14 protein-coding genes and 1 tRNA gene are annotated in these 25673 nt (G+C 53.7%); 12 read left to right on the forward strand and 3 right to left on the reverse strand.

The genetic code is table 11. The features are described from left to right. Positions 1–1249: 1249 nt before the first annotated feature. From ACMTNU_RS15575 to ACMTNU_RS15615, 9 genes are all read left to right on the forward strand, one after another. The gene (locus ACMTNU_RS15575; protein WP_413936223.1) at positions 1250–3949 is read left to right on the forward strand and encodes a filamentous hemagglutinin N-terminal domain-containing protein; all 2700 of its coding nucleotides are present in this window, start codon (positions 1250–1252) and stop codon (positions 3947–3949) included. Between the two features lie 1022 nt (positions 3950–4971). Then, positions 4972–5376: a hypothetical protein gene (locus ACMTNU_RS15580; RefSeq protein WP_413936224.1), complete on the forward strand. Its 405-nt coding sequence runs from the start codon at positions 4972–4974 to the stop codon at positions 5374–5376. A gap of 29 nt (positions 5377–5405) precedes the next feature. Continuing rightward, a complete protein-coding gene (locus ACMTNU_RS15585; protein WP_413936225.1) occupies positions 5406–8183 on the forward strand; it encodes a filamentous hemagglutinin N-terminal domain-containing protein in 2778 nt (925 codons plus the stop codon). Next, entirely contained in the window at positions 8180–9973 is a 1794-nt protein-coding gene (locus ACMTNU_RS15590; RefSeq protein WP_413936226.1) for a ShlB/FhaC/HecB family hemolysin secretion/activation protein, read from the forward strand. The genes ACMTNU_RS15585 and ACMTNU_RS15590 overlap by 4 nt, the downstream gene beginning before the upstream one ends. 14 nt (positions 9974–9987) lie before the next feature. Next, positions 9988–12321: a CHAT domain-containing protein gene (locus ACMTNU_RS15595; protein WP_413936227.1), complete on the forward strand. Its 2334-nt coding sequence runs from the start codon at positions 9988–9990 to the stop codon at positions 12319–12321. Between the two features lie 64 nt (positions 12322–12385). Next, positions 12386–13141 carry a DUF928 domain-containing protein gene (locus ACMTNU_RS15600; RefSeq protein ID WP_413936228.1) on the forward strand — a complete coding sequence of 252 codons (756 nt, stop codon included), beginning with the start codon at positions 12386–12388 and terminating at the stop codon, positions 13139–13141. Positions 13142–13398: 257 nt separating this feature from the next. Beyond that, positions 13399–14445 (forward strand): ABC transporter substrate-binding protein, encoded by a 1047-nt coding sequence (locus ACMTNU_RS15605; protein ID WP_413936229.1) that lies wholly within the window; start codon positions 13399–13401, stop codon positions 14443–14445. 10 nt (positions 14446–14455) lie between these two features. Continuing rightward, entirely contained in the window at positions 14456–16819 is a 2364-nt protein-coding gene (locus ACMTNU_RS15610) for an ATP-binding protein (protein ID WP_413936230.1), read from the forward strand. A gap of 16 nt (positions 16820–16835) precedes the next feature. Beyond that, positions 16836–18290 (forward strand): sigma-54-dependent transcriptional regulator, encoded by a 1455-nt coding sequence (locus ACMTNU_RS15615; protein ID WP_413936231.1) that lies wholly within the window; start codon positions 16836–16838, stop codon positions 18288–18290. 1009 nt (positions 18291–19299) lie between these two features. Here the strand turns inward: ACMTNU_RS15615 and ACMTNU_RS15620 are convergent. The 3 genes from ACMTNU_RS15620 to rph all read right to left on the reverse strand — a co-directional run bounded on the left by ACMTNU_RS15620 (position 19300) and on the right by rph (position 20789). Continuing rightward, a tRNA-Pro gene (locus ACMTNU_RS15620) sits at positions 19300–19376 on the reverse strand. An 86-nt stretch (positions 19377–19462) separates the two neighbouring features. Next, complete coding sequence (locus ACMTNU_RS15625) at positions 19463–20077, reverse strand: XTP/dITP diphosphatase (RefSeq protein ID WP_413936232.1); 615 nt, start codon at positions 20075–20077, stop codon at positions 19463–19465. After that, entirely contained in the window at positions 20064–20789 is a 726-nt protein-coding gene (gene rph / locus ACMTNU_RS15630) for a ribonuclease PH (protein ID WP_413936242.1), read from the reverse strand. The genes ACMTNU_RS15625 and rph overlap by 14 nt, the downstream gene beginning before the upstream one ends. Before the next feature lie 475 nt (positions 20790–21264). Between rph and ACMTNU_RS15635 the strand changes: the two genes are divergently transcribed. The 3 genes from ACMTNU_RS15635 to ACMTNU_RS15645 all read left to right on the forward strand — a co-directional run bounded on the left by ACMTNU_RS15635 (position 21265) and on the right by ACMTNU_RS15645 (position 25622). After that, positions 21265–22407, forward strand: coding sequence for an HD domain-containing phosphohydrolase (locus ACMTNU_RS15635; protein WP_413936233.1), 1143 nt, complete (start codon positions 21265–21267; stop codon positions 22405–22407). A 271-nt stretch (positions 22408–22678) separates the two neighbouring features. Further along, positions 22679–23185 (forward strand): hypothetical protein, encoded by a 507-nt coding sequence (locus ACMTNU_RS15640; protein ID WP_413936234.1) that lies wholly within the window; start codon positions 22679–22681, stop codon positions 23183–23185. Positions 23186–23747: 562 nt separating this feature from the next. Beyond that, positions 23748–25622: a TonB-dependent receptor plug domain-containing protein gene (locus ACMTNU_RS15645; RefSeq protein WP_413936235.1), complete on the forward strand. Its 1875-nt coding sequence runs from the start codon at positions 23748–23750 to the stop codon at positions 25620–25622. The last annotated feature ends 51 nt before the right edge of the window (positions 25623–25673 follow it).

Raw genomic sequence — 25673 nt, forward strand, 5'->3', positions numbered from 1 at the left:
GCTTAGAAGGCTGATGCTCTATCCGACTGAGCTACGGGCGCGTTCTGCAAAGACAGCGTGGTGATATCAAGGCAACGAGCAAGTTGAATACTCTACACTCAGCCCTAACTTAAGGCTAGTCTGAATCGTAACCCAGGGTGCCGTCAAGTAGGAGCCAGTCGCCTCTCTCAAGTATGTCCTGAATCGGATGAGATACAGGCATGAATCTTCTTCGGTCCATATCACTTCGTGTCTTTATGAACCCGCACACAGCAGTTCTGCTTGTATCCAGAAGGTGACAATCGAGCTCACATCCTATTTTTTCAAGTGGAAACCTGAATTAGTCCGACCTTTGTGAATGGTTCTTGATGATTGGCCAACACGTAGCACGCGTCACAGAGGCTCGTTCGCCATGAGACAGTCATACTCCAGCACTCTTAGCCTGCTAAGACATTCGCAATTACTCAGATCCCCCATTCGCACTGAATTGATTTGTTCCCGATGTGAATCGGTTTTGATTCATATCTCTCTGTCACTTCGTGCTCAATACCGAAATCTCCCACGATCCCACACCACGCAACGTGTTATACTGCGTACGTATTTACAACAGAGTGTACTGAAATGACTTACCCGCGCACTACCGGCATAGATTTTGCTTTTACTTCTCTGAAGCCAGAGTGACAAACAGCATTGAGTTCGTGCTGAGCAACTCAAATAGAGATAACTAGGCTGAATCAGCCAACGGTCCATCTAACTAAAAGGAGACAAGAGATGAAAAAGGCGTACAGATGGTTTCAAATCGGTTCTGGGCTTGTGCTTTTTGTGGCGGTTACCGTCATGACGGGATCGGAGAAGCTTGAGGCCGCGCATGCATGCCCAGTTATTGTTACAACAAAACATTGCCATCAGTCCGGTCACTGTGTTTGCCCAGCCGGGTACACCGTGCATGTGCACTCCTAATTAGCCTTCCAAGGTAGAACCTATCTCAAAACGTCACTTTCTATTTTGAGATAGGTTCTCTCACTCCACGGCCGCAACCACCAGCGATCCCCTCCTCTTCGCAGAACATCCATGGGCCTCTCTCGAAACATCTACTCAGCGATGCCACTCTGCCGGTCAAAGTGGTCATCACAATCTCGTTCTTGAGCGGCCGTCGCTTCCGGTGGCAGCATCCGGGGCATACCCTCTTAATCATAGGCCAAGCAAGTGTTTCAGTGACGCCCAAAACCCAAGATTGCAGGACGCTCGCAGAACGCTCTATAGTTCACACATGTTTCGATTGCTCAAGCCCTTCGCTAGAAAGCGTTCAGGATCGATTGTCGCTCCGCTGTTGTGTGTAGTGTTTGTGACCTCACTTGCCCTCTCTCAGGAAACCACAACCATCACTCCTACAACAGGGCCCGGTGATCTTGGAACTACGGTCACATCGCATGGCCACACAACCCAGATTACTGGAGGAATCCGGCCTGGCAATGGAACAAACCTCTTTCACAGTTTCAACCAATTTAGTATTGGACCTGGCGACACGGCGCAGTTTCAGAATACGACTCCGACGCTCACGACCATCAACATTCTGAGTCGGGTCACCGGGGGAAATCCGTCGAGTCTTTCTGGCACCATCAACACCATGAGCTACCCCGGTGCAAACTTTTTCCTGATGAATCCAGCCGGTATTGTCATTGGACCCACCGCAACGTTAAACGTGAGCGGCTCGGTCGCCTTTACCACCGCAGACTATCTACGACTCGCAGAGGGTCATGGCTCAAATTCAGGAATCTTCCACTCAGCCTCCACAGAGACAAACCTCTTGACCAGTGCTCCTATCACCGCCTTCGGATTTCTGAATTCCAATCCGGCAGCCATCGCTGTTCAAGGGAGTACCTTAACCGTTCAGCCCGGTGAATCTATTTCCTTCATTGGTGGCAACCACGGCTTCACGTCTATCAATCCATATACAGGTGCCACCACCGCTGTGCCAGACGGGGTGACTATAACCGGCGGACGCCTTGTCGCGCCGGATGGCCAGGCCCGTATCGCCAGCGTCGCATCACAGGGAGAAATTCTCGCAACGAACGTAACCGAGACAGGCAATATCAATGGTCACACGTTCACGACATTTGGTGCCCTCCAGATCTCGCAACAATCGAGCATCGACATCCGTGGTGAGAGTGGCGGCTCGATCCGTATTCGAGGCGGTCACCTGGTGATCGACTCCTCACAACTCTCCTCAACGGCAGGACACATTTCCATCGACACGGCTTCAGTTCACATCACCAATTCCTCTGAAGTGAAGACAGAAACAACAACAGTGGCAGACGCCGGTCATATTACGTTGAGTGCCCAAAGAGACATCACGCTAGACTCTGGCGCCCTCATTATTTCCGCATCAAGAGGCGCTTCTGGCCACGCTGGAGATATCACGCTCCAGAGCCACCAGGGAAACATCTCTCTTGTACAATTGTCCTCTGTGACAACCCAATCACAAATGAGCAGCGGAAACACTGGTTCCATCAGCATCAACGCACCGCACGGAGACATTCGTGCCAATGACTCATACGTCTACACCTCATCCCAAGGAACGGGAAAGCTTGGAGGAATCCAGCTCACAGCCAACAATCTACTCCTGCAAAACAGTGCGTCGATTCTGGGCAATAATTTGAGCACGCCGCATGTTGCTGAGCCCATTACCATCACAACGACCGGTCGTCTCAACCTTACGGGGGGGGCAATTATTGAAACCGGCACCGCTGGGCCTGCCAAAGCAGCAGACTTAATTATCAGGAGTCGCGAGGTGGTGCTCAGTGAGTCCAGCATGCTCATCACCAGTACAATCAGCTCCGGCGAGGCAGGACGGCTCAGTCTCTTCACAGACAATCTTCAACTGACGGATGGAGCAAGACTTTCAAGTGGCAGCCTTGTTAACCCTACCACAGGCGAAAGCCCTGTTGGCCGTGGTGGAGCCATCAGCATCGAAGGTCTCAACCATCAAGGCGCCACCGTACACATTGATGGAGGAGAAAGCGGCATCTTTACCGATACGCAAGGAAGCGGCGCAGCTGGTAATATTTTCATGGAGGCCTCCTCACTGAGACTCCATAATGGCGGGACCATTTCCGCAAAAACAACCGGCACGAGCCATACTGCCACTGGTGGCTCAATCACCATAACGGCAACTGATCAAGTCGCTCTAAGCAACCGCGCCTCGATCACCGCCAGCAGCACAGGGACAGCCGCAGGAAATGCCGGCACCATCTCGCTTAATGCCGGTCGACACTTAGGACTACACGATCACGCCTTCATCACAACGGCAACCGAATCGGCACAGGCGAATGGTGGCAACATCGAGATCCGAGCCATTGACCTCGTCCATCTCGCCAATAAGAGCGAGATCAGCACATCTGTGAAAGGAGCCGAAGGGAGCGGCGGAAACATCTTCATCGATCCGCAGATGGTCATCGTACAAGGGAGCGCCGTCACCGCTCAGGCAGTCGACGGTGTCGGAGGAAACATGACGTTCGTCACACCCCTGTTCTTGGCTGATTCCACAAGCGTCGTGAGCGCTTCATCGCAACGCGGCCCGAGTGGCACCGTGACGATTCAATCTCCGACGTCGAACCTCAGCGGCACGGTAGGTCAACTCGCGGCTAAACCAAGCCCGCCGCATGTGTTGTTGCAGAACCACTGCTCCGCCAAATCCGGAAACGGACAGAGCACCTTCCTCCTTACTGGCCGCAATAGCCTTCCGGAGGAACCTGGTGGATGGCTGAATACTCCAGTCTCGGTCGAGCATTGGATGGGAGAGGATCGCGCGCATGCGTCCGGAGTGATAGGTCAAAAAAACAACCTAAATGGTCTCCCAACACTGGCCACACCATCGCCTGATCCAGCCGCGCTTTCCCTACGCCACTTGACCCCGCCAGGATTTCTGGTTCGATCCTTTGCAACGGGAACCACGGACTGCCGCTCGTAAAATTCCTCTTGTGTCATCCCCAGCAGTCCTTCAGAGAGGGAAGAACCCCTTGGCGAGATCAACCCACGCGGACACTCACGAACCGAGGCATCCCAACACCCGTCGTCGATGTAGTTCATCCCTGCTTCTGAACCTACCGACCTCCCTGTCATCGATGCGGGGTGAATCTATTTAGATACAACGGAAGTGAATCTTATTCGATTCACCTTGATCATTTTCCCCAGCCCATGACATCGAGAGTAACTCCGACTCGCAGACCTGTAACCACAAATAGAATCTACGTATTTTACACAAACAAGAAACCAATTACTCTGGTCTCACATTGGTGGCCCATACCTTGCTAGAGCCAATTGGCCATACGAGTGTTGAGATAGGAAAGAAAGTCCTTGTGGATCAGTACCGCGTGAATGACGAGCATACAAATCTCTGATCCCTCTTTATTTTATTAAGCCACGGTTGCTGAAATGCACCATGCCCAGTGTTGTTTCACAGAGAAACAACGAAGGGCGAGCAAACGAGATGGTGACTTATCAGTAGAGCTCCTGGAAAATAATCAAAGGAGTTTAAAGTTTTGACCTGGGCCGAATGGACTTATCAAAATGAATATGGCATACCAAGACCAAATTAGATGACTAGTGGACTGTAAAACTGATTATGTACTGCGCTTGTTAGCTAGATGTCTATCCTTTAAACCTTGGTCATCGCGCCAAAGGCGAATAGGACAATCTACAATCGACTGTTACAGGCCACTAGTACCACAAGATAGTGTGAAAAATCATTAGGGAAACATTTTCCACAATGCAGAAGTGAGAAATCATCGTAAGAGAGCATGCGCAAAACAAGTAACAGGAATATTAAGTGTCTGGAAAGAGACGGCTAAACGTAGCCTCGGCAAGCATATCAAGGGCCTATGGATGTTACCTTCAAATGAGGCTGGACAAACTCTTAACTCGATCGAAGTCGTACCTGTATCGAACGTCCGCTAAGTTCCCTTTAAGGCCGAAACTTAACTAGGAGGTGTTGTGATGGGGTTGAACGGAGGTGCATGTCCAAAATTCAAATGTGCACACTTTCTCTCTGGAGCAGAAGTCTTCTTAAGAATAATGGAAGACGGAAGAGCACGTTTATCTACTCCGAATCTAGAGAAGCTTGGATTATATTTGGACATAGATATAGCCAGCGACCTAAAGCAAATATTCAAGACCTCAAAGCTAAAGAACGACTTTGGGTTGGCCATTCTTTCGGCAGGGAATGAAGGAAAGAGATCGAAGGCGATACTACAATCCTTTCTTTCATATAACCGAAATCCTGACTATACGGTTTCTCCAGAACTTACGCCTCTACGATCTGAACTAGACAGCTACAATGAGGCATTTGACAAGTTTGTTAAGGGCGAGTTTGAGATTGGTCATCAATGTAATCCCTGAAAGAAAAGAGTGTTCACCCTGAGGTTTTCATGGCTTATGCATTGAATGCGTCTGTAACTACTTTACGGCTTGATCCATCGATAACTGGTTGGGTCATAGGTGCGTTCTTCTACGCGACAGCGCTTCACGTTTCTGCTGCTTTTGCACAAATGTCAACACCTCCTATCACGTCTTCTGGTTTGAACACTCAAATCAGCGCTCCGATGTCAGTCGGCGGGAAGACCCACTACGACATCACAGGAGGAACCAGAATAGACACAAACTTGTTTCATAGCTTTGGGGACTTTAGTGTCCCAAATAACAACATCGCCAATTTCCTGAATAATACAGGCTTGGTCACAGATAATATTCTTACTCGCGTCACTAGTGGAAATGCCTCCAACATCTTTGGCACCATTCAAACCACTGGGTTCGGAGATGCCAATTTATTTCTTATGAATCCAGCAGGCATTATCTTTGGTCCCACTGCAGCATTGAACGTGGGAGGATCGGCAACCTTCACGACTGCAGATTACGTGCGGCTCACCTCAATTGATGGAAGAGCAGGGCTCTTCCACGCCAATCCTGCAATGCCAAGTGTGCTTACCAGTGCCCCCGTTGCTGCATTTGGATTCCTCGACCCTAATCCAGCTTCTATTTCTCTACAGGGAAGTAACTTGGAAGTTCAACCTGGCAAATCAATTGCGGTTGTTGGGGGGAATGTCACAGTTGAGTCTGGCACGCTTGGAAACATCGCTAATCTTCCGCCTCCCTCAACACAGGGCAAGCAAGTTTATATAGCCAGCGTAGCTTCGCCAGGGGAAATTTTGGCAGGAACGTTGGACCCGGCTCCAAACATCAACGGTCAATCTTTTAGCGAGCTTGGCGCAATTAGGGTAGAGCAATCGATTATCGACACCAGTGGCGCAGGTGGAGGTACGGTGCTCATTCGAGGCGGACAGTTCGTTCTTAGTAACTCCACAATCTCTTCCAAGATCACGGGACCTGGTAACCTCACAAACGGAGCAGAATCGCTTGGAGGAGGCATAAACATCCTTGCTAGTCAGGATGTGATCATCCAGGACGGCTCTGCCATTGAGACAAAAGTAACTGGCAACACCACTCCGGGCACTACATATGGGGGCGTGCATGTCAATGCCAACCGAATAACAATTCTAGGTATTCCCGGTTCTTCCCCAGAGAGTCCGCAGATTACAAGTATCAAAAGTGACACCGAAGGGTCTGGCAATGCTGGGAATATTATTTTACATGCAACTGGGAATATAGAAATTACCAACTTGGTAAATCTTGCGTCCATTTCCAGGCTCAACTCGACAGGAAACTCCGGCAATGTGGAGCTGTCGAGCGCACAAGGGAACATTCAAATAACTGAAAACGTATTCACTCAAGTCACCTCTCAAACTTTCAACAACAGTAGCGGAACTACGGGCAAAGTAATAGCATCAGCACCTGCAGGAGATATTGTTCTGGACGGAGCAAATTTTTTCACTTCAGCCTCCCCTAAGAGTGGTGGAGGAGGACAAGTTGAGATCACTGCAAAGAACCTCCGGATAACGAATACTGGCTTACTTTCTGCTGACAACGACAGTCAGTTCAAGCCCAACGGCATTACTATTACGCTTTCAGGTGAGCTAGAAATAGCAGGTGGTTTCATTACCACTAGTTCTGTTAATGATATTCTGGCTGGAGACATTAGTCTCAACGCAAGAGACATAGTTGTGACTCAGGGAACCATCATCAACAGCGCTACGTTTGCGTCCGGTTCTGGTGGACATCTTAAGATCGTTGCAGATACGCTTCAAGTAAGGACCGGTGCCCAACTCTCAAGTGGGAGTACCAGGGCTCCTAATCGGGGTAGTCTTCCCCAGAATATCAACCCCTCCGGCCGGGGAGGAGATATTACGATTCAAACTCTAGGCCCTAGAGGATCTATATTAATTGACGGACAAGGGAGCGGAATCTTCGCTGACACAGAAGGCATAGGCGTTGGTGGCAACATTTCGTTGGTTGCTGGAAAGTCTATCGTGGTAAGCAACGGCGGAGCTATATCTGCCAGCAGCACGGGTAGCAATTCTGGCGACGCTGGGAAACTCTCCATTAACGCTGGCCAGCAGCTCGACTTGCTTGATCACTCCTCTATTACCACAACTACTCAATCACCACAGGCGAATGGCGGCGACATTGACATCCGAGCTATCGACCGTGTCCGTCTCGTAGACAGCACGATCAGCACCTCCGTGAAGGGGGCCGAGGGCAGCGGTGGAAATATCTTCATCGATCCAAAAGTGGTGATGTTGGAAGGCAGCAATGTTACTTCGCAAGCAGTAGGCGGTGCGGGGGGGAATATTACGTTAGTGACTCCCCTGTTCTTAGCTGACTCAGCCAGCTTAATTAGTGCCTCATCACAACGTGGTGTGAGTGGCACCGTCACCATTCAATCGCCAACCTCGAATTTGAGTGGCTCAGTCGGTCAGCTTGTGTCGAAGATGAGCCCGCCGCAAGTGCTGTTGCAAAACCGCTGTGTCGCCTTAGCCGGTGGCGAGCAGAGCACCTTTCTTCTTGCAGGACGAGACACGCTCCCTACCGAACCAGACGGATGGCTCAACAGCCCAGTGTCAATGGAACATTTGACGGGAGAGAGTACGGAGCAGGCGTCTAGCCTGAAGGTGCGGAGCAAAAGCCTGAATAGATTGTCGGCCATGTCCGAGAAGAAGGACAACACAAACATCCTCTCGCTGCGACAGCTGACACCGCCTGGATTTTTGGTTCGGACCTTTGCGACTGGATCCACAGGCTGTCCCTCATGACGGTCGGCGCTGCTGGTTCGGCGCGTCAAGACCGGCGTCGGTGTCTCGTCCCAATCTTCCTGTCCTATGGTCTGCTCATGGCAATCGTTTCGACATCGTCGCCGCTGTTTGGCCAGGCTGTCCCGCAGACGGCTCCGCCCATCTTCGATCCGACACTCCGCTCCGGAGAACCTCCTGCACCGTTGAAGAGAGAATTCAAAGCACCGGTCCAAGAACCAAGCCCCACGCTCCCACCGGTTCCGGTACCATCCGAGGACGGCGCGCAGCAACAGCTCGGACAAGTACGCGTGTTCGTGAACAAGATTCAGGTCATCGGGAATACCGCGTTCTCGGAGTCAGAGATTAATACGATCACTCAGCCATATGAAAACCGCACCTTGACCACTGAGGATTTGGAACGGTTGCGGCTGGCTCTCACACTCTTATACGTCAACAACGGCTACATCACGTCCGGTGCCGTCATTCCGGATCAAGACGTGAAAGACGGAGTCATTCAGCTACAGATCATTGAAGGCGCTCTCTCACGAATCGACGTTGAAGGGACGAACTGGTTCAGGCGGAGCTATGTCAGTGACCGTATCTTGTTAGGGGCAGGTCCTCCACTGAAGATGGAACCGCTCCAGACTCGATTGCAATTCCTTCAACAAGACTCCCGGATTGAACGGATTAATGCCGAACTGCGCCCGGGCGACCAGCGCGGAGAAAGCATCCTCAACGTCAAGGTCAAAGAACACAGCCCCTGGAAGATGTGGTTGGAGTTTAGCAATCATCAGACGCCGGTGGTTGGAGCTGAGAGAGGGTTGATGACGGTCGCCCATCAAAATGTGACCGGTCATGGAGATCCTCTGAGCATCACGTACGGCGGCTCACGCGGGGTACACCCGATCATAGATGTGGCCTATACGATCCCTCTCAATCGATATGACACGACCTTCACCGCCTCCTATCGTCGAAACGACTTCGCGGTTGTAAGCGATCAATTTGGGTTTCTGAACTTAAACTCTGAGTCGGAAGTCATCGGTTTCACACTTCGGCAACCGGTCTATCGAACCCTCTCCGACGAAGTCGCCATCGCCATCACCGGTGAACGACTGTACAACAAAATCACCTCGACGCTCGATCCCTTAGGTCAAACCCCGCTTCTCATTCCCGGCTCGTCCGATACCGGAGTCAGTTCTGTCAGTGCGTTGCGCTTCGTTCAAGAGTATGTTCATCGCACCGCGACCTCTGTCATTGCGGTACGCTCTCGTTTTTCTGTCGGATTGGATGTCCTGAATGCCACGACCAATGCCGGCTCTTTACCGGATGGACGCTTCTTCTCCTGGTTGGGGCAAGTTCAGGGTGTCCGGCGTTTCGAAGACTGGTGGGGCATGCAGCTGTTGGGGCAGCTTAACTTGCAACTGGCCAACGATCGCCTGTTCCCGCTGGAACAGATTCCTCTTGGAGGACGGTATAGTGTCCGCGGGTATCGTGAGAATACCTTGATCCGAGACAACGGTTTTCTCCTCTCCGTCGAATCCCGATTTCCCCTGCTCCGCTATGCCAGCGGCGAACCTCTCTTGCAATTCGCTCAATTCGTGGACGCTGGACGGTCCTGGCAGGCCAAAGGTGAAACCCCCAATCCTGAGACACTCGCGAGCGTCGGGTTAGGTCTGCGTTGGAGCGTTCTGCCACGAGAGCGCGCCAGGTTTGAACTCTATTGGGGTGTGCCGCTCAATCACGTGGCCCATCCGTCCGGCAATCTCCAAGACTATGGGATTCATCTTCAAGCTGTGGTTCAGGCCTTTTAATGGAAACGCATTCGATGTCGGTACCCAATCGACCAGTTACTCATTTTGTTCTTCGCGGAATCTGCCGTCTTCTGCTGATCGCTGCTCTGCTGTTCATCGCGACACCATCGGAATCCCATGACCTGTCCTCCCCTGCCGGCTCATCGATGAAAGAAGGCGGATTGGCCTTTGAACGAGGCGCCTTTAGTTCCGCCTTGTCTCACTGGAAACAGGCAGCGGAACTCTACAAAAGTTCCGGAAATACCCCGGCACAGGTCGAGGCCCTGGTTCTCTCATCTCAGGCCTCCTTGGGATTGGGACAATCCAAGCAGGCGCTCCAGTCTCTGGAACTTGCCTTGGGGCTGGCACAAAAGAGCGATGATCCTCTTGTGGAAGCCCCGATCCTGTGGCACTTGGGACGGGCCTACTTGACGATGCGACAACTGCCGCAGGCATCGGAGTTTCTCCAGCAGGCGTCAACCCTCGCACACAAACAGAATTCTTCGCCGCTCCTTGCAACTACGCTCAACGATCTAGGCATCCTCTTTGTCCTCCAACAACAAGATGAGAAGGCCCTTGATGCCTTTCAGGAAAGCGTGACCCACGCAGAACGCGCAGGGCTTTCCCTTCTCGCGGCAACGGCCCGTACGAACGCCGCACGCGCGTGGTTACGACTCAAGCAGGCGACCAACAGCCGCCTCACCCTTGATGCCGCACTGGAGCAATTACAAGCGGTATCGCCTCCGTCGAGACAAACAGCGCTCGGACTCATCGGAATCGCGGTGACCTACCAGCGCCTGCTGTCTCACCTGCCTCAAGAACATGATGCGCTCTTGCTGCGCACTGCCGGCGTACTCCAAGAAGCCACCACGATCGCGGAACGCCTAGGCGACAAACGGACCCTCTCCTATGCATTGGGGTACCTCGGGCATCTCTATGAAACATCATTCCGCATGGATGAAGCGTTACAACTCACCAGGCGAGCGCTGTTCGCCGCACAATCGGTGGATGCGCCGGAATCACTCTATCGCTGGCAATGGCAGCTCGGACGTCAGTTGGCTGCAGTCGGACAACTTGACCAGGCCATCGCCTCCTACCGGCAAGCGACGCTGACCGTCCAACCGATTCGCGCCGAACTGACACAGGCTTCTTCGGATGGTGTCGTTGGTGAGCAGGATACGGTGAAACCCCTGTTTTTTGAACTAGCCGACTTGTTGTTGCAGCGCGCCTCGCTGACCGACGAGATCCACGCCATCGATGGTGATCTGCGCGCCGCCCGCGATGCCATCGAAGCGTACAAGACCGCTGAGCTGCGAGACTATTTTAAGGATGAGTGTGTCGATGCCGTTCGGTCGAGATTGACGACCTTCGATCGCTTATCAGCGGATACGGCCGTCGTCTATCCCATCATGTTCAATTCCCGGCTGGAATTGCTGATGAGCCTCCCCTCCGGCTTGAAACGCATCTCAGTCCCGGTAGCCGCAGACCAATTGACTCAAGAAATTCGGGCTTTTCGACGGCTAGTGGAAAAGCGCACGACCCGTGAATACCTCCCGCATGCCCAGCAGCTCTACGACTGGCTGATCCGACCTCTTGAAACAGATCTGTCCCATCAGAACATCTCGACGCTGGTCATTGTGCCGGACAGCGCGCTGCGGACGATTCCGTTGGCCGCGCTTCACGACGGCACCTCGTTTCTGGTCAGCAAGTTCGCGCTCGCCATGACGCCAGGTCTGACATTGACCGATCCACGTCCACTCAATCGCGAGAAACTCCGCTTCCTCACCGCCGGCCTTACGACCGCGGTGCAAGGCTTCCCTGCCCTGCCCTACGTGGCAAACGAGGTGGAATCCATTCAACAGCTCTACAAAAGTGACCAACTCCTGAACAATGCCTTTCAAACGTCCAGGCTGGAACGGGAATTGCGTGAAGGCCGGTATGGAGGTCTCCATATTGCGACCCACGGCAAGTTCTCGACCGACGTGAACGATTCCTATCTCTTGACCTTCGACGGGAAACTGACGATGCAGACGCTCGATCAACTGATCGGCCTCTTTCGGTTCAGGCAAGAGCCGCTCGAACTGTTGACCTTGAGTGCCTGCCAAACCGGTGTCGGCGATGACCGTGCGGCGCTCGGGTTGGCCGGTGTGGCGCTGAAGGCCGGTGCTCGCAGCGCACTCGCTACCCTGTGGTTCATCAACGATGAGGCCTCGGCCAGCTTGATCTCGGAATTTTATCGTCAGCTGCGCGATCCCTCGGTTTCCAAAGCCGTCGCGCTCCAACGTGCCCAACAGAAACTTCTGAACGACCGGATCTATGGCCATCCAGCGTACTGGTCACCGTTCTTATTGATGAATAACTGGCTCTAGTCGGACGGCGCGCACAACAACTTGAAGCGCGCGAGCAACCGCTTAAAGCTGGAAAGGAGCCATCATGCACCTCCGCCATTCCTCTACGCTCGTTGGAATTGCCCTGGCCCTGAGCCTCGTCAGCTCTGCCACAGGAACGCCTGCGGCAGACCTCCCATCGACGCCACTCACAGGGCAACACGATGACCTGCAGCTGCCGACCTATGCCCCACCAAAGAATGTGCTTCCCCGTGCACGAGTGGGTGGCGCATTGCGTGGGAAAGATTCGGCTGACGCGGAAATCGTGGCGCTGGTACCGGACCATATCGGTCTGACGGTGAAACAAACCCCGACGCTGAATTGGTTTCTGTCAAAACCGACTTCCTATCCGTTGAAATTCACCATCACGGATGATCGAAAGGTCCGCCCGATCTATGAAGGCCCGCTTTCAACGCCACCGGCAGCCGGCGTGCACACCATCGACCTGAAGACCTTAGGCTTGACATTGGAGCCGAATGTTCAATACCGCTGGTTTGTGTCGGCCAGCCCGGATTCCGCATCTCATGCCTCGGATATCGTCGCAGGGGGGATGATCGAACGATGTGAATTCAGCGAATGTATCGTCACCATCTCACCCAAGATGACCTGTGACCAGGATAGCGTTCGTACGAATGCCACAATCGGACTCTGGTACGACGCCATGGGCTGTGTGTGTGCACTGATCGAGAAAAGCCCAACAGACCCTTCACTTCGGCGACTCCGTGCCGCACTCTTGAGACAAGTCGGCCTCAACGGCGTAGCCGATTGGGATCTCAGCTCCATTCAAACAAAGGTACGATAAAAAACCTTGGCCACAGATCGAGTAGATTTCGCCAATTGAATCCTTTTGGATTCAGCATGAATCGATTATGATACACCGCCTAGTGGCTTACCTGGGATCATAATCCAGACACCCCTTTACGAACCTGCATGAATATGGGTGCTTCCGTCCCAGTCATTTCCCATGAGCCGACGGCATAATGCTTGCTCCCTACTTGAGAATAAGCCGTCTGACAGACTGCAGCACAATGCGATTTGCTAAGCAGTGGACACGAGGTGATGAGTTCCCATGATTCATCGTCATCACCCGATCCGTTGTCTACCGTACGTGCTGAGATTCACCGTGCTCACGCCACCATGACGCGTACGGCTGGCCTACACCGAACACCACTCACCGTCCCTGTCCAATTCGGATTGCGGATGGCGTTCGTGTTCGCATCTCTACTCTGGATACTTCCGACACATCTTGAGGCTGCCGGTCTTGAGATCACCATTCTGAAGTCGTCAGATCTCAAGGCCTATAACGACGCGATCGACGGATTCAAAGCCACATCACCGGGATCCGCCATCTTTGCCGAGTACGATCTGCTAGGCGACCTAGAGCGAGGCAAGCAGCTGGCAAAGCGAATCCGTACGTCGGAGTCATCCTTAGTCGTGGCCGTTGGGTTGAAGGCAGCTCTGGCGGCCAAACTTGAAATCGATCATATTCCAATTCTCTACATGATGATTCTCGACCCGTTCAAGCATCATCTCACTGCCGGCAATATGACGGGTGTGCTGCTGGAAATTCCATCAGACCGCCAATTTAAGGTCATGCGCTCGTTCTTACCGAGCCTCCATCGCATCGGCATGCTCTATGACCCAGAGAAAAGTTCTTCAAAACTGAAAGAGGCTGAGATACGGGCGCCTGTCCAAGACTTTCTGGTGCGCGGCTTTCCCGTCACGAGTGAAAAGGACATTCCCCAGCAACTACGCGCCCTCCTGTCCGAGTCCGAAGCGCTATGGCTCGTTCCCGACCCAACGGTGCTGACGGATGAGTCGATCCGCTTTATCCTGGAATCCGCAGTGGCGAAACAAGTTCCCGTAATTGCCTTCTCGACCGAATTCACGCGTTTGGGTGCACTGCTCAGTCTATCGGTCGACTACGGGGAAGTCGGCCGGGAGACGGGTCGCTTGGCAAAACGTGTTCTAAACGGCGAACCCATGATGACGCTCAAACCGGTATCGGTTCAACGCATCCATATCAGCGTCAATCAGAAGACGGCCCGCTACCTGGGTATTACGATCCCGAAGGAAGTCGAGCATCTGATCGACGAAGCCTATTGAGTGATCCATCATGTACCCCGCTCACCAAAACCAGCACGACGCTTCCCCACCGCGGCCGCGCCGCACGTCGGGGCTCCGTCTGAAGTTCGTCTTGCTGTTCAGTCTCATTCTGATCGTGACCTGCTCGACCTTAAGCTGGTACTTTCTTGAAACCAGACATGAGGCCATGACCGCAAACTTGGATGAAATGGGGACCATCCTCCTCACGAATACCGTCCGCAACGATCATTTTCGCGTGGCGGGAATCATCTTGGAAGACCGCACCACGCTGGATCAATTCCTGCAAAGTCTCATGACCATTGACCATGTGGTCTACGTCATCATCACGGGATCAGACGGCCGTCTCCTCAGCAGACAAAGCAAACGTATGCAGGATATCGGTCGTACCCCATCGCTCGCGCCTCCCTCGCCGATCTATCCCGACGATCAACTGTCCGACTCATTGACTCATATTCCACTGACGACGCCGTTGATCACACGGCTCGTCTGGTCATCAGACCACACATTGATTCCTCAACAGACAGCCTCGGACTGGCTCGTCCCCTTCCTGATCCGGAAGGAAACACTCTATGATTTCGCCATGCCGATCTTGCGAGATAACACTCCGCTCTCCTCGCCATCGATCGAGCTTGAGGACAACCGGAAGGTTCCATCACCGTCCACGCAGTCCCAGGTGGTGGGCATCGTCCGTATCGGGATCACTGATGCCCAAGCCAAGGCGGCCTTATCCCTCATTGTGCGCAATGTGCTCATCTTGACCGCCTTCATCATCGCAACCGGCATCCTTATCATCTACTTGCTGACCTCTCGCATTACGACCCCGCTACGCAGTCTGGCCGCCGCCACCCGTAAACTTGCAGAGGGTGAGGACACCACAGGCCTCCCTGTCTCCTCACAGAATGATGAAGTCGGACAACTCACCCATGCGTTTAATGTGATGACGCAGTCCTTACGTGACCGTAATCAAGCAATCGGCAAAAACCTCGACACGATACGCCAACAGATTAGGCAATTGACCACCATTCATCAGGCCAGTACCACCATCGCCAACACGACCCTCTTCGACAGGAATAACCTGCTCGACACCGTGCTTCATTTGATTGTTGAGAACCTTGGCTTCACTCGAATGATGGTAGTGCTTCAGACACAGGAACAGACCCACGCCTCCATTGCCAGAATTGTCGGGGTTTCGCATGAAATTGTGGAAGGTGTTCAACGTCTTCACGTGCCTATTATCGACAATGGAGGAATTACAGCCGAACTGCTTCTCCATGGGAAAGCGGTCTTGGTCCATGACGTTGAAACCGCCACCCATCGATTCTACCCCCCGTTATTGGAATTGGTGCGTCGATCTGGGATCCAGTCATTCGTCGGTGCCCCGCTGCAGAGCCATGGAAAGATCCTGGGATATCTGGCGGGTGATCGTGGAACCCATCGCTGCACGGATGAAGACTTACATACACTTGTGACCATTGCTGGTCATGTCGCGGCAGCCATCGACAATGCCACGGCCTACGCTGATCTCGCTGAGCTGACTCAGCATCTCGAAGAGCGCATTGAACAACGTACCGAGGAACTCTCTCAGGCCAATGCTCAACTTCAGGAACATGACCGGCGTCGATCGAAATTTCTCTCCGTCGTCTCCCATGAGCTACGGACACCCATGACCGCGATCCGAAGCTTTGCGGAAAACATGCTGGACGGGGTTACCGGTCCGTTGACTGATCTCCAGCAGACCTATCTGACGAGGGTCCAGCACAACGTCGCACGACTCAGCAGAATCATCGCTCAGTTGCTGGACTGGTCACGTCTGGATACCAAGCGAGTCGATTTACGCTTGGAACCAGTCTGTCTCCACCAGATCGCCACGATCGCCGTGGACAGCTTACAGACGGTGGCGTCGGAGAAGCAGGTCTCGCTGGTAGTTGTCCCCAGTGAATCCCTGCCGCTGGTTCTGGGGGATCGCGATAAATTGGAGCAAATCTTCGTCAATCTGATCGGCAACGCCATCAAGTTCACCCAGCCAGGCGGTCGGGTATGGGTTGAGTCCTGTGTCTCATCACCAGATGTCGTCCAGATGTGTGTGGCCGATACCGGTTGTGGGATCGATGAGACTCACCTCGCGAACATCTTTGAAGAGTTCTCCAAGGTGCCGTCAGCGATGCCCTCATCCCAAGGTGCCCAACTTGGTCTCTGGATCACTAAGACATACGTAACGATGCATCATGGCCGGATCTGGGTCGAGAGTCAGCCTGGAGCAGGGTCTCACTTCTACTTTGCACTCCCAACGCGTAAGTCCCCGGATCAGCCTCAACCGAACCCGAACGAACCCGTGTCAGCTGATTATACTCAGCACGGGCACATGTCTTTCTAGAAAGGAGCCTCCACCGATGCGTGCGAAAATCCTCATTGTCGATGACGATCGCGATATCCTCCTCGGCTTGGAAAATCGCGTCACATGGATGGGCCACGAACCGGTGACAGCCACAAATGGGCAGGAGGCGCTCCGATTGATCCAAGAGGAACAACCCGACCTTGTCTTATTGGATTTAGAGCTTCCGTTACTCTCGGGACTTGACGTCTTGAAACACGTCAGCCAAACATCCGCACACACCGAGCCCCCGGATGAGAAACCCCATCCAACCTCAGGAACCTATACGACGCCCCTCATTGTGATGCTGACCGCATACGGAACGATCGAACGCGCAGTGCAAGCTATGCAGCTGGGAGCCTTTGATTTCGTCCCCAAGCCATTCACCTCGGACCATTTGACCGTGGTCATCAACAAAGCACTCGACACCGTGACACTGCACCGTCAGGTCGCCACCCTCCGCAAGGAGGTCGAAAATCAATTTCAGCCGGCACTCACCAACAATAAGCATATGGCGGCACAGCTCGCTGTCGCCAAACAAGCGGCCTCTTCACCCGTCACCGTTCTCTTGCTGGGTGAAACGGGCACCGGAAAAGAAGTCGTCGCACGGGCCATCCATCGATGGAGCCCTCGATCCAGCAGACCCTTTGTGGCAGTGAATTGTGCAGCCTTCCCCGAGAACCTCCTGGAGAACGAGCTATTCGGCCACGAAAAGGGCGCCTTCACCGGAGCCATCAAACGAGAACCGGGAAAAATTGAAATCGCCGAGGGCGGCACCGTGTTTCTCGACGAAATCGGCGATATGCCACTGACCATGCAAAGCCATCTCCTGCGAGTGCTGAACGACCGAACATTCTATCGAGTGGGCGGTACTCAGGAAGTGCGGGCCGACGTGAGGTTCATCGCAGCAACGAACAAGAATCTCCAGCAGGCGATTCGCCAAGGTACGTTCCGTGAGGATTTGTATTTCCGCCTTGCGGTCATTACCATCAACCTCCCCCCGCTGCGCGATCGCCTGGATGATCTGCCGGCGCTTGCCGAGCATTTCCTGACTCAACCTGGAAAACATGGACTCAATCGTCGCTGTACGCTCAGCGATTCGGCTTTGCAACGGTTGCACGCCTACTCCTGGCCTGGAAACGTACGTGAACTCGAGAACGTCCTCACCCGTGCCCTCGTCCTCTGTCCTGGTGACACCATCGGCCCGGAGCATCTCTCGTTGATGACCGTACCGCTCCCGACGGACGATTCGTCCTCGACCAATCAGGACCTCTCTTCCGACATGGTGTTTGTCTCCTACCACCAGAGTATGGACGCCTATAGCCAAAAGCTCATTGAGACTGCCCTACGGAGGAACGGCTGGAACCAAACCAAAGCGGCAACAGAGTTGGGACTCCAGCGCACGTACTTGACCAAACTGCTCAGGCAGAAACAGATTCCGGCAAAACCACCCACTTCTACATCTGCAGAATAGCGGGCTGTGTGTTCTGCTCTTAAGAGCCTCTCCGTCATCCCTGGTTGAGGCGGATCGCAGGCTTTCGACAATATGCTCCACCGTGAAGTTCCATAGCACGACGGCCGTGAAACTCCACCGCAAGCTGTGTTCACGAAACGAGGCCTCGACTCGCAATGTGCATAGCTCATCAATTTCCACTCACATCTCTTCACACCTGTATCGATTCAGATCCATGACAGAATCGTTTCCGATCCAGAATCGCATGGTCTCCATGTCGTCCCCCTATCTTTAACTCATTACAATAGCTGGCCTTCTCCCAGCCATACATCTTGGCACAAGTCATGCTCTCCCAATAGTCTCAAGGTACCGTACTATTCCCAAGTGTGAACTTTAAGTAAGAGAGCTCTGCGGATCGGTGAACAGCGGAAGAGTGAAGTGTTTTCGAGGATATATGCGTTGGCTTCGTCTGACAAGAGCGGAAACGGAATAACAAAGAACAGGATTCCGTCATCGGAAAGGAGGGAAACACATGAGGAGTGAGCTCACGATCCTGGCACTGTGGGCAACAATCTACATCACGAGCCTGATACTGGCGATGTTCCTGATTGCCGTAGTGTTGTACGTCCTTCAATAACAGCGACAATCTCCGTCATGAGTCGTGAAACACACCCTTGGCTTTGAACGGTACGCCTCACCACATTGTGCGTGACGAGTCGTCGCCCATCGATCAGCTTGCTAAAGAACTCAGAACCCCAGAGACCGTAGAGCCCGCACAGGCTCGACTTGAAGCGAAGCCGGAGACGTCAAGGAACGAACCTGCAACAACCCCACACGAGACGATTCGACAGGCTTACCGTCCTGAGCAGAGTTGAGAGACGGTCGTGCCTGTCCTCTCACGTACTTCGAGTGAGTTGCCCAGTGGTTGAAGGGGAACCATCAAAACGAGATGGTGTATGGACGAAGAATGGAGGAAAGAACAGAGAAGCTACCCATACCAAAGAAACAATTTTTCCAAGAGAAGGCTGGTTGGTCGGGGCGAGAGGATTTGAACCTCCGACATCCTGCTCCCAAAGCAGGCGCGCTACCGGGCTGCGCTACGCCCCGACGGATTAATTTTCGTTAAGCTCCAGCTTTCTCCCGTTTACCTGACTGCGTCGACTCCGTCACCCATGCTCACTGTAACCGGCGCCTCAAAGCTGCCGTTCCAACCAAGCTCGCATCTGGGCAAACGCTTTGGCTCGATGACTAATACAATTCTTCTCCTCAATCGTCAACTGGGCAAGCGATTTTCCATACTCCGGAACCAGAAATACCGGATCGTACCCAAACCCTCGATCTCCGATGGGGTGTTCCGCAATGGCACCTTCGAGACTCCCTTGAGTGACGTGGATATCGCCACCGGGAAAGGCAATCGCGGCCACCGTCAGAAACCGTGCGTGCCGTGCCCCCTTCGGGACCCCCTCAAGCTCGCTTAACAGCTTGCGACAGTTATCCTCGTAGGTCGCATGTTCTCCCGCATAGCGAGCGGCAAACACACCGGGTCGGCCTCCGAGTGCATCGACCTCCAGACCTGTGTCATCGGCCACCGAGGGAAGACCGGTCGAACGAGCGACTTCCCTGGCTTTCTTGATGGCGTTGGCTTCGCAAGTCTCCCCATCCTCTTCCACTTCCGGGACAGCAGAAAACTCCGCCAAGGTGCGGATGTGAATTCCCAACCCTCCGAGCAACGCCGCAAGCTCTCGTCCTTTGTCAGGATTCCGGGTAGCGAGAACAAGCTCTTTGAGTGATTCCTTAGTCAAGGGCACCGATCAACTCTTGCTGAATGGTCGTGAGCCGCTGAATGGCTTGCCAACTCAACGCCAGAAATTCATCCATATCCTGTTTCGCAAACGGCGTCCGCTCCGCGGTACCCTGCACTTCGACATACCGACCACGACCGGTCATCACCACGTTCATATCCACTTCCGCCATGGAGTCCTCGCTGTAGGCGAGATCCACCATGACCTCTCCCCCGACTTTCCCGACACTAATGGCGGCCAAGTAATCCGTCAACGGCAACTTCTTGATGAGTTCCTTCTTCTTCAAGACCGTGCAGGCATCGGCCAGCGCAAGGAACGCGCCGGTAATTGAGGCCGTCCTGGTTCCGCCATCGGCTTGGATCACATCACAGTCGATCCAAATAGACCGTTCACCCAGTTGCGATAAATCGGTGACGGACCGCAGAGCACGTCCGACCAACCGTTGAATTTCAAGCGTTCTCCCGCCTTGCTTCCCCTTCACGGCCTCGCGAGGCGATCGCTCATGCGTCGCGCGCGGCAACATCGCATATTCCGCAGTCACCCAGCCGCTGCCTTTTCCCTTGAGAAACGGGGGCACTTTCTCTTCTACCGAGGCGGTACAGATCACCTTGGTATCTCCCATTTCAATCAGCACTGATCCTTCCGCATGCTTGGTAAAATTCCGCGTCACTTTGACGGGGCGGATCTGATCCCGCCGACGCCCATCGAACCGTACCATCCCTGAAATTCCACTCATGCCTTGTCCCTTCCTCAAGATAGGGACCGGATTATAGTGAAGGCCTTACGAAAGCGCAAACCATCTTCATTCTCCCCTACCGCAATAAAGGACTCGATCGCCCTGGGGACGGCGGTTCGACTGAACAATCCAGGCTATTTGTTCAAAACCACCCGATAACATTGGCGAATTCTGTACAATCGCTTGACGTAGAAGCAGAAGCATTCTACAGACTGAGTACGATACTGAAGTCTCAATCACCCTAAACTCCAATCCAGATGGGTTGATTCTTCAAGTGCATGATCATCACAACAGACTGAGCGGAGGAGTCTGGTTCGCGACAAGTCTCAGGCGTTCGGCACACAATGTGCACTCCCCCTGCTATCCCTCTGTCGATGATTCAAGTCGGCAGCAAATACACCGATAGGGAATTAACACGGCGAGCCTCAACCGCTACGAAACCAGCAAGACCCGATCCATGACAGTTCTCCTGGACCAGACAACACACCAGACGCTCCTCGATAATCGGCTCATTCTTGTGGTCGACGATGAGGAACCGATCCGCCGTCTGCTCGCGTATCTCCTGCAGTCCCATGGCTACACAGTCGAAGGGGCGGCTGATGCCCGAGAGGCCAGACAGAAGCTGGCCGCCCAGCCCTACGCCTTGATGTTGTGCGATGTCAATATGCCCGGCGAATCCGGTATGGACCTCGTCCGGCATGCGCTCACGGCACATCCCCATACGGCAGCCATCATGGTGACCGGCCTCGACAGTTCTGTTCTGGCCAACGCCGCGCTCGACGTGGGTGCCTTTGGATACATCGTCAAGCCGTTTGAATCCAACGAAGTGTTGATCGACGTCGCCAACGCGCTGCGGCGACGCCGGCTCGAATTGGAAAACCGTCATCATCGGGAAAACCTCGAGGATATCGTCAGGACCAGAACGCTTGCGCTCCAGCAGGCGTTGGAGTGGCTCGAACGCACGGAAAAAGAGCTGCGCTTGTCACGAGAGGAAACGATCCAGCGGCTGGCCATTGCCGCTGAATTTCGCGACAACGCAACGGCCCAGCATGTCCAACGCATGAGCCACTATTGTGAACTGCTGGCCCGCAAAGCCGGCCTCTCACCGGAACGATGCGATTTGATCCGTACCGCCAGTCCCATGCACGACATCGGAAAAATCGGCACACCGGATCACGTCCTCTTGAAACCCGGCAAGTTCACCGAGGAAGAATTCGGGGTCATCGCACAACATGCGGAAATCGGGTATCGGATTCTGAGCGGGTCGGATGCCGAACTGCTCAAAGTCGCGGCGGTCATTGCCTATACCCACCATGAGCGTTTCGACGGAACAGGATATCCTCGAGGCTTGAAGGGCGAGACCATTCCAATCGAGGGCCGTATTGCCGCCATCGCCGACGCCTTTGACGCACTCACAACCCAGCGGGTCTATAAGCCGGCATTTGAACTAGGGCATGCGATCGATCTCATGCGCAAACACCGGAGCGCGCACTTCGACCCGGAACTCCTCGACACCTTTATCGCATCGACGGATGAGCTCACCCGCATCCATGATCAGTACGCTGATCGCACCGACACGACACCTCGCACCGAGACCTAACAGCAGGCTGAACCATCCACCCCCTTCGTGGCCCGTTGTTGCACGTTTGAGGTTTCATGTTTCAGGTTACCCGCAAACTTGAGACATCAAACGTGAAATATGAAATCTGAAACGTCTGAATTCAAGAACGAGATACGCTTCACAACCGACCGCGTTGCGCAATTCCCTGCAATTCGTTGACCACCTGTGGCACTGCCGATATACTTTTTTACTCACCAGGTCCCCTGGTTATCGTCTTGACTCCCCGATGTCATGTCTCGAAGGATGGTCGATGATGGCAAGAAAATTGACGGCCGTTCGTAAACGCCCCCGTAGTCGAAACTGGCTCGCCTACCTCTGCGAAGCCCTTGTGAGCTCAGGTGCCATGCCGACCTGGGAAGCGGCCACCTACCTCACGGAAAACCTCTTCGGAGAAAAACCGAACCCCCATCTCTTGGCGCCGGTGACTCCTCATGAACTGACAAAACAATTCCTGCAACGCCTCTACCAACCGATCGTAGAAGCGGCTTCGCGTGATGTCACGCTTTCCCCCGCCGCTACGATACACCTCTTCACCGATATCAGTTTGACCGGCAACTCGGCCGTCTTGGTCGTTCTGTTCCAGGGACACGCAAAGCCCAAACAGCTGGTCCTGTTCGACGCCGCCAAGGCCTGGGATCTCGTGTTTTCCGATGCGGAAGCCTTCAACACCTGGGCAGAAGAGCGGTATCGTCTGCTCGTCAACGCGCTGCGCACAGCCTTGGCGACGATGGATGAAGACCTGCTCACCGCCATCTGAGCATCACCTGCCTCTGAACACTGCCCTTCGTGATGCATAATTCGTGAGGCGTAACTCGTTCCTGGGTTGAGGAGTTTCAGGTTTCATGCTCAATGTTTCACGGAGTAAGTTTCATGTTTCTGGTTCCATGTTTCATGTTTATACAGAATCAGAACGTCTCAGACCTGAAACTTGAAGCATGAAATAGTACACGTGAAACCATCGAGCACGACGCTTCACGAGAGACGCTCCCCCGGCAATCTTCTATTTTGATTTCTAATTGTTAGTATTAACAAATACTTCCAGCTAAGAAGTGTTGATCCACGCTCCGGCCTAACGTACATTCGACCGACTCATATCTCGACCGTGCTCGTGTATCAACTCACGTGACATGCTTCGTGTACCGGCCCATCAGAGAATCCGCATTGACACACCTGTTTGCTTGATTCGGCTCATTGGACAAAGCCTCATCGTTGTTGCTTGGTGGTTGTCACTTCCGTTCTGGAGTTGGGCTGACTCATCACTTCTTCTCCCCAGAGCATCTTCGTCGACAGAACAGCAGCTCAGGGCGGAAGCGCTCTACTTGAAGGAGGAGACCGTCAGCATCGCCAGCCGATACGAGCAGCCGATTTCGCAAGCCCCCTCGAACGTCTATGTGATCACTGACGAGGAGATTCGAATGTCCGGCGCCACGGATCTCCCGACCGTGCTGCGGCGGATCCCTGGACTGGAGGTCATGCAGGTCACCGGCGGGGATTTTAATGTGAGCGTGCGTGGGAACAATCAACTGGATGCCAATGAACTACTCGTCATGGTGGATGGACGATCGATCTATGTCGACGTGCAAGGGTCTATGTACTGGAAGGCCATGCCAATAACCTTGCCGGAGATCAAGCGCATTGAGGTACAGAAGGGACCGGCATCTGTCCTCTATGGTTTCAACGCGTTTGATGGCATCATCAACATCATCACGAAATCACCGGAGGACATGAGGGGCACGACTCTCCAAGCCGGTGGAGGATCCTACGGCACCCTCAATAGCGCTGCCATCTACGCAAACAGCTACAAGCAATTCAATTACCGACTCTCCTATGGGCACGATCAGACCCAGCAGTGGAAAAATCGTGACGCCTTCGCCTATCAGGATAATAAGTTCAATGTTCAGACCGAATACCTCCTGGCAGACGGCGGTAAACTCTCGTTCTCCGGTGGGCTGATTAAGCCAGGGGCGTTCGATGGCATCGTGACGGATGCCGTTGTGAACACTGGAGTACCGGCTCTGAGTTACGCCCATGCGGTCTACGATCGACCGAATTTCTTTCTTCGGGCGTTCTGGAATGGCCTCGATGTCAGCGGGCCTGTGACTCCCAATGCACTGCTGTCCCCATTCCTTCACATCACCAATCGGAACGGCACTTCAGACGTACGACTGCGAAGCCATACCTACAATATCGAGGCGCAACGAACGATAGATCTTGGAACCACCACGCGCTTCGCCGTTGGAATCAACTATCGGCATAACACCACATCCCATAACTTCCAGGATCGCTATCGCACCGAAGATCGACTGGGGCTGTATCTCCAGGGGGAATGGAAGCCGACTCCATTGATTCAGCTAGTGGGCGGCGCACGCTATGAGCTGAACAGCTTTATAAATCCGACAATCAGTCCGCGCGGTTCGCTCGTTTTTACACCAGTCCCTGACCACACCTTCCGAGGAACCGTGGCAGTGGGATACCGTCCACCGACGTTTTTTGAGACGTATGGGGACAATCTCGCCATCATTACCCTTCCTCCCCCCATCCCATCCCCACCGCTGATCACGGTAAATGGGAGTGGCGCCCTCAAACCTGAGCAGATCATCTCCTATGAGCTGGAGTATCAAGGCTGGTATCTCCAACACCGGCTCAGAATTCGCAGTGCTGTCTTTTTTAACCACATCTCTGATCTCATCGTTTCCACAGCCCCAATGCCGATCCAAGGCGGGACCGCCGATATTTATGGTGGAGAGATCGGAGGTGAATTCCTTGTCACGAAGTGGTTGAGTGGGTTCGGCAACTTTTCCTATCAGGAAATCGGCCAGACCCTCACGGGAACCGCTCGGCGAGGCGGTCCTCGGTTCAAATATAATGCGGGCATTCGGGGTCGGTGGGAGAACGGGCTGAGCGGCGAGATTGCCTATCACTATGTAGGCGCAGCCACCTATCCCATTGCCCCCATATTCTCGGAATTTGGAAGCTTTGGCGTGATACCACCCGACACCAGGATCAGCAGCTACCATCTGCTCAATCTGCGGGGAGCGTATCGGATCTGGCAGGAACAGACATCCACAGGCTATCGGCGCGAAGCCGAGGTTGCGATTTCCGTATTCAACGCGCTGAACGATCAGCATCGCGAACATCCCTTGGGAGATCTGCTAGGCACCAGGGTACTGGGATGGCTCACACTTAAACTGTGATCGGTTGTCACCGACTCATCAGCAGGAGGTGCAAGCGAGGAAACACGCTCT

It is taken from the genome of Nitrospira sp. BLG_1 (genome assembly GCF_047338595.1).
GTDB lineage: Bacteria > Nitrospirota > Nitrospiria > Nitrospirales > Nitrospiraceae > Nitrospira_D.

Bases quoted from the DNA above. Each gene is read 5' to 3' on its own strand.
- ACMTNU_RS15575 (WP_413936223.1), top strand. From the start codon at position 1,250: ATGTTTCGATTGCTCAAGCCCTTCGCTAGAAAGCGTTCAGGATCGATT.
- ACMTNU_RS15585 (WP_413936225.1), top strand. From the start codon at position 5,406: ATGGCTTATGCATTGAATGCGTCTGTAACTACTTTACGGCTTGATCCA.
- ACMTNU_RS15590 (WP_413936226.1), top strand. From the start codon at position 8,180: ATGACGGTCGGCGCTGCTGGTTCGGCGCGTCAAGACCGGCGTCGGTGT.
- ACMTNU_RS15595 (WP_413936227.1), top strand. From the start codon at position 9,988: ATGTCGGTACCCAATCGACCAGTTACTCATTTTGTTCTTCGCGGAATC.
- ACMTNU_RS15600 (WP_413936228.1), top strand. From the start codon at position 12,386: ATGCACCTCCGCCATTCCTCTACGCTCGTTGGAATTGCCCTGGCCCTG.
- ACMTNU_RS15605 (WP_413936229.1), top strand. From the start codon at position 13,399: ATGAGTTCCCATGATTCATCGTCATCACCCGATCCGTTGTCTACCGTA.
- ACMTNU_RS15610 (WP_413936230.1), top strand. From the start codon at position 14,456: ATGTACCCCGCTCACCAAAACCAGCACGACGCTTCCCCACCGCGGCCG.
- ACMTNU_RS15615 (WP_413936231.1), top strand. From the start codon at position 16,836: ATGCGTGCGAAAATCCTCATTGTCGATGACGATCGCGATATCCTCCTC.
- rph (WP_413936242.1), bottom strand. From the start codon at position 20,789: ATGGTACGGTTCGATGGGCGTCGGCGGGATCAGATCCGCCCCGTCAAA.
- ACMTNU_RS15635 (WP_413936233.1), top strand. From the start codon at position 21,265: ATGACAGTTCTCCTGGACCAGACAACACACCAGACGCTCCTCGATAAT.
- ACMTNU_RS15640 (WP_413936234.1), top strand. From the start codon at position 22,679: ATGATGGCAAGAAAATTGACGGCCGTTCGTAAACGCCCCCGTAGTCGA.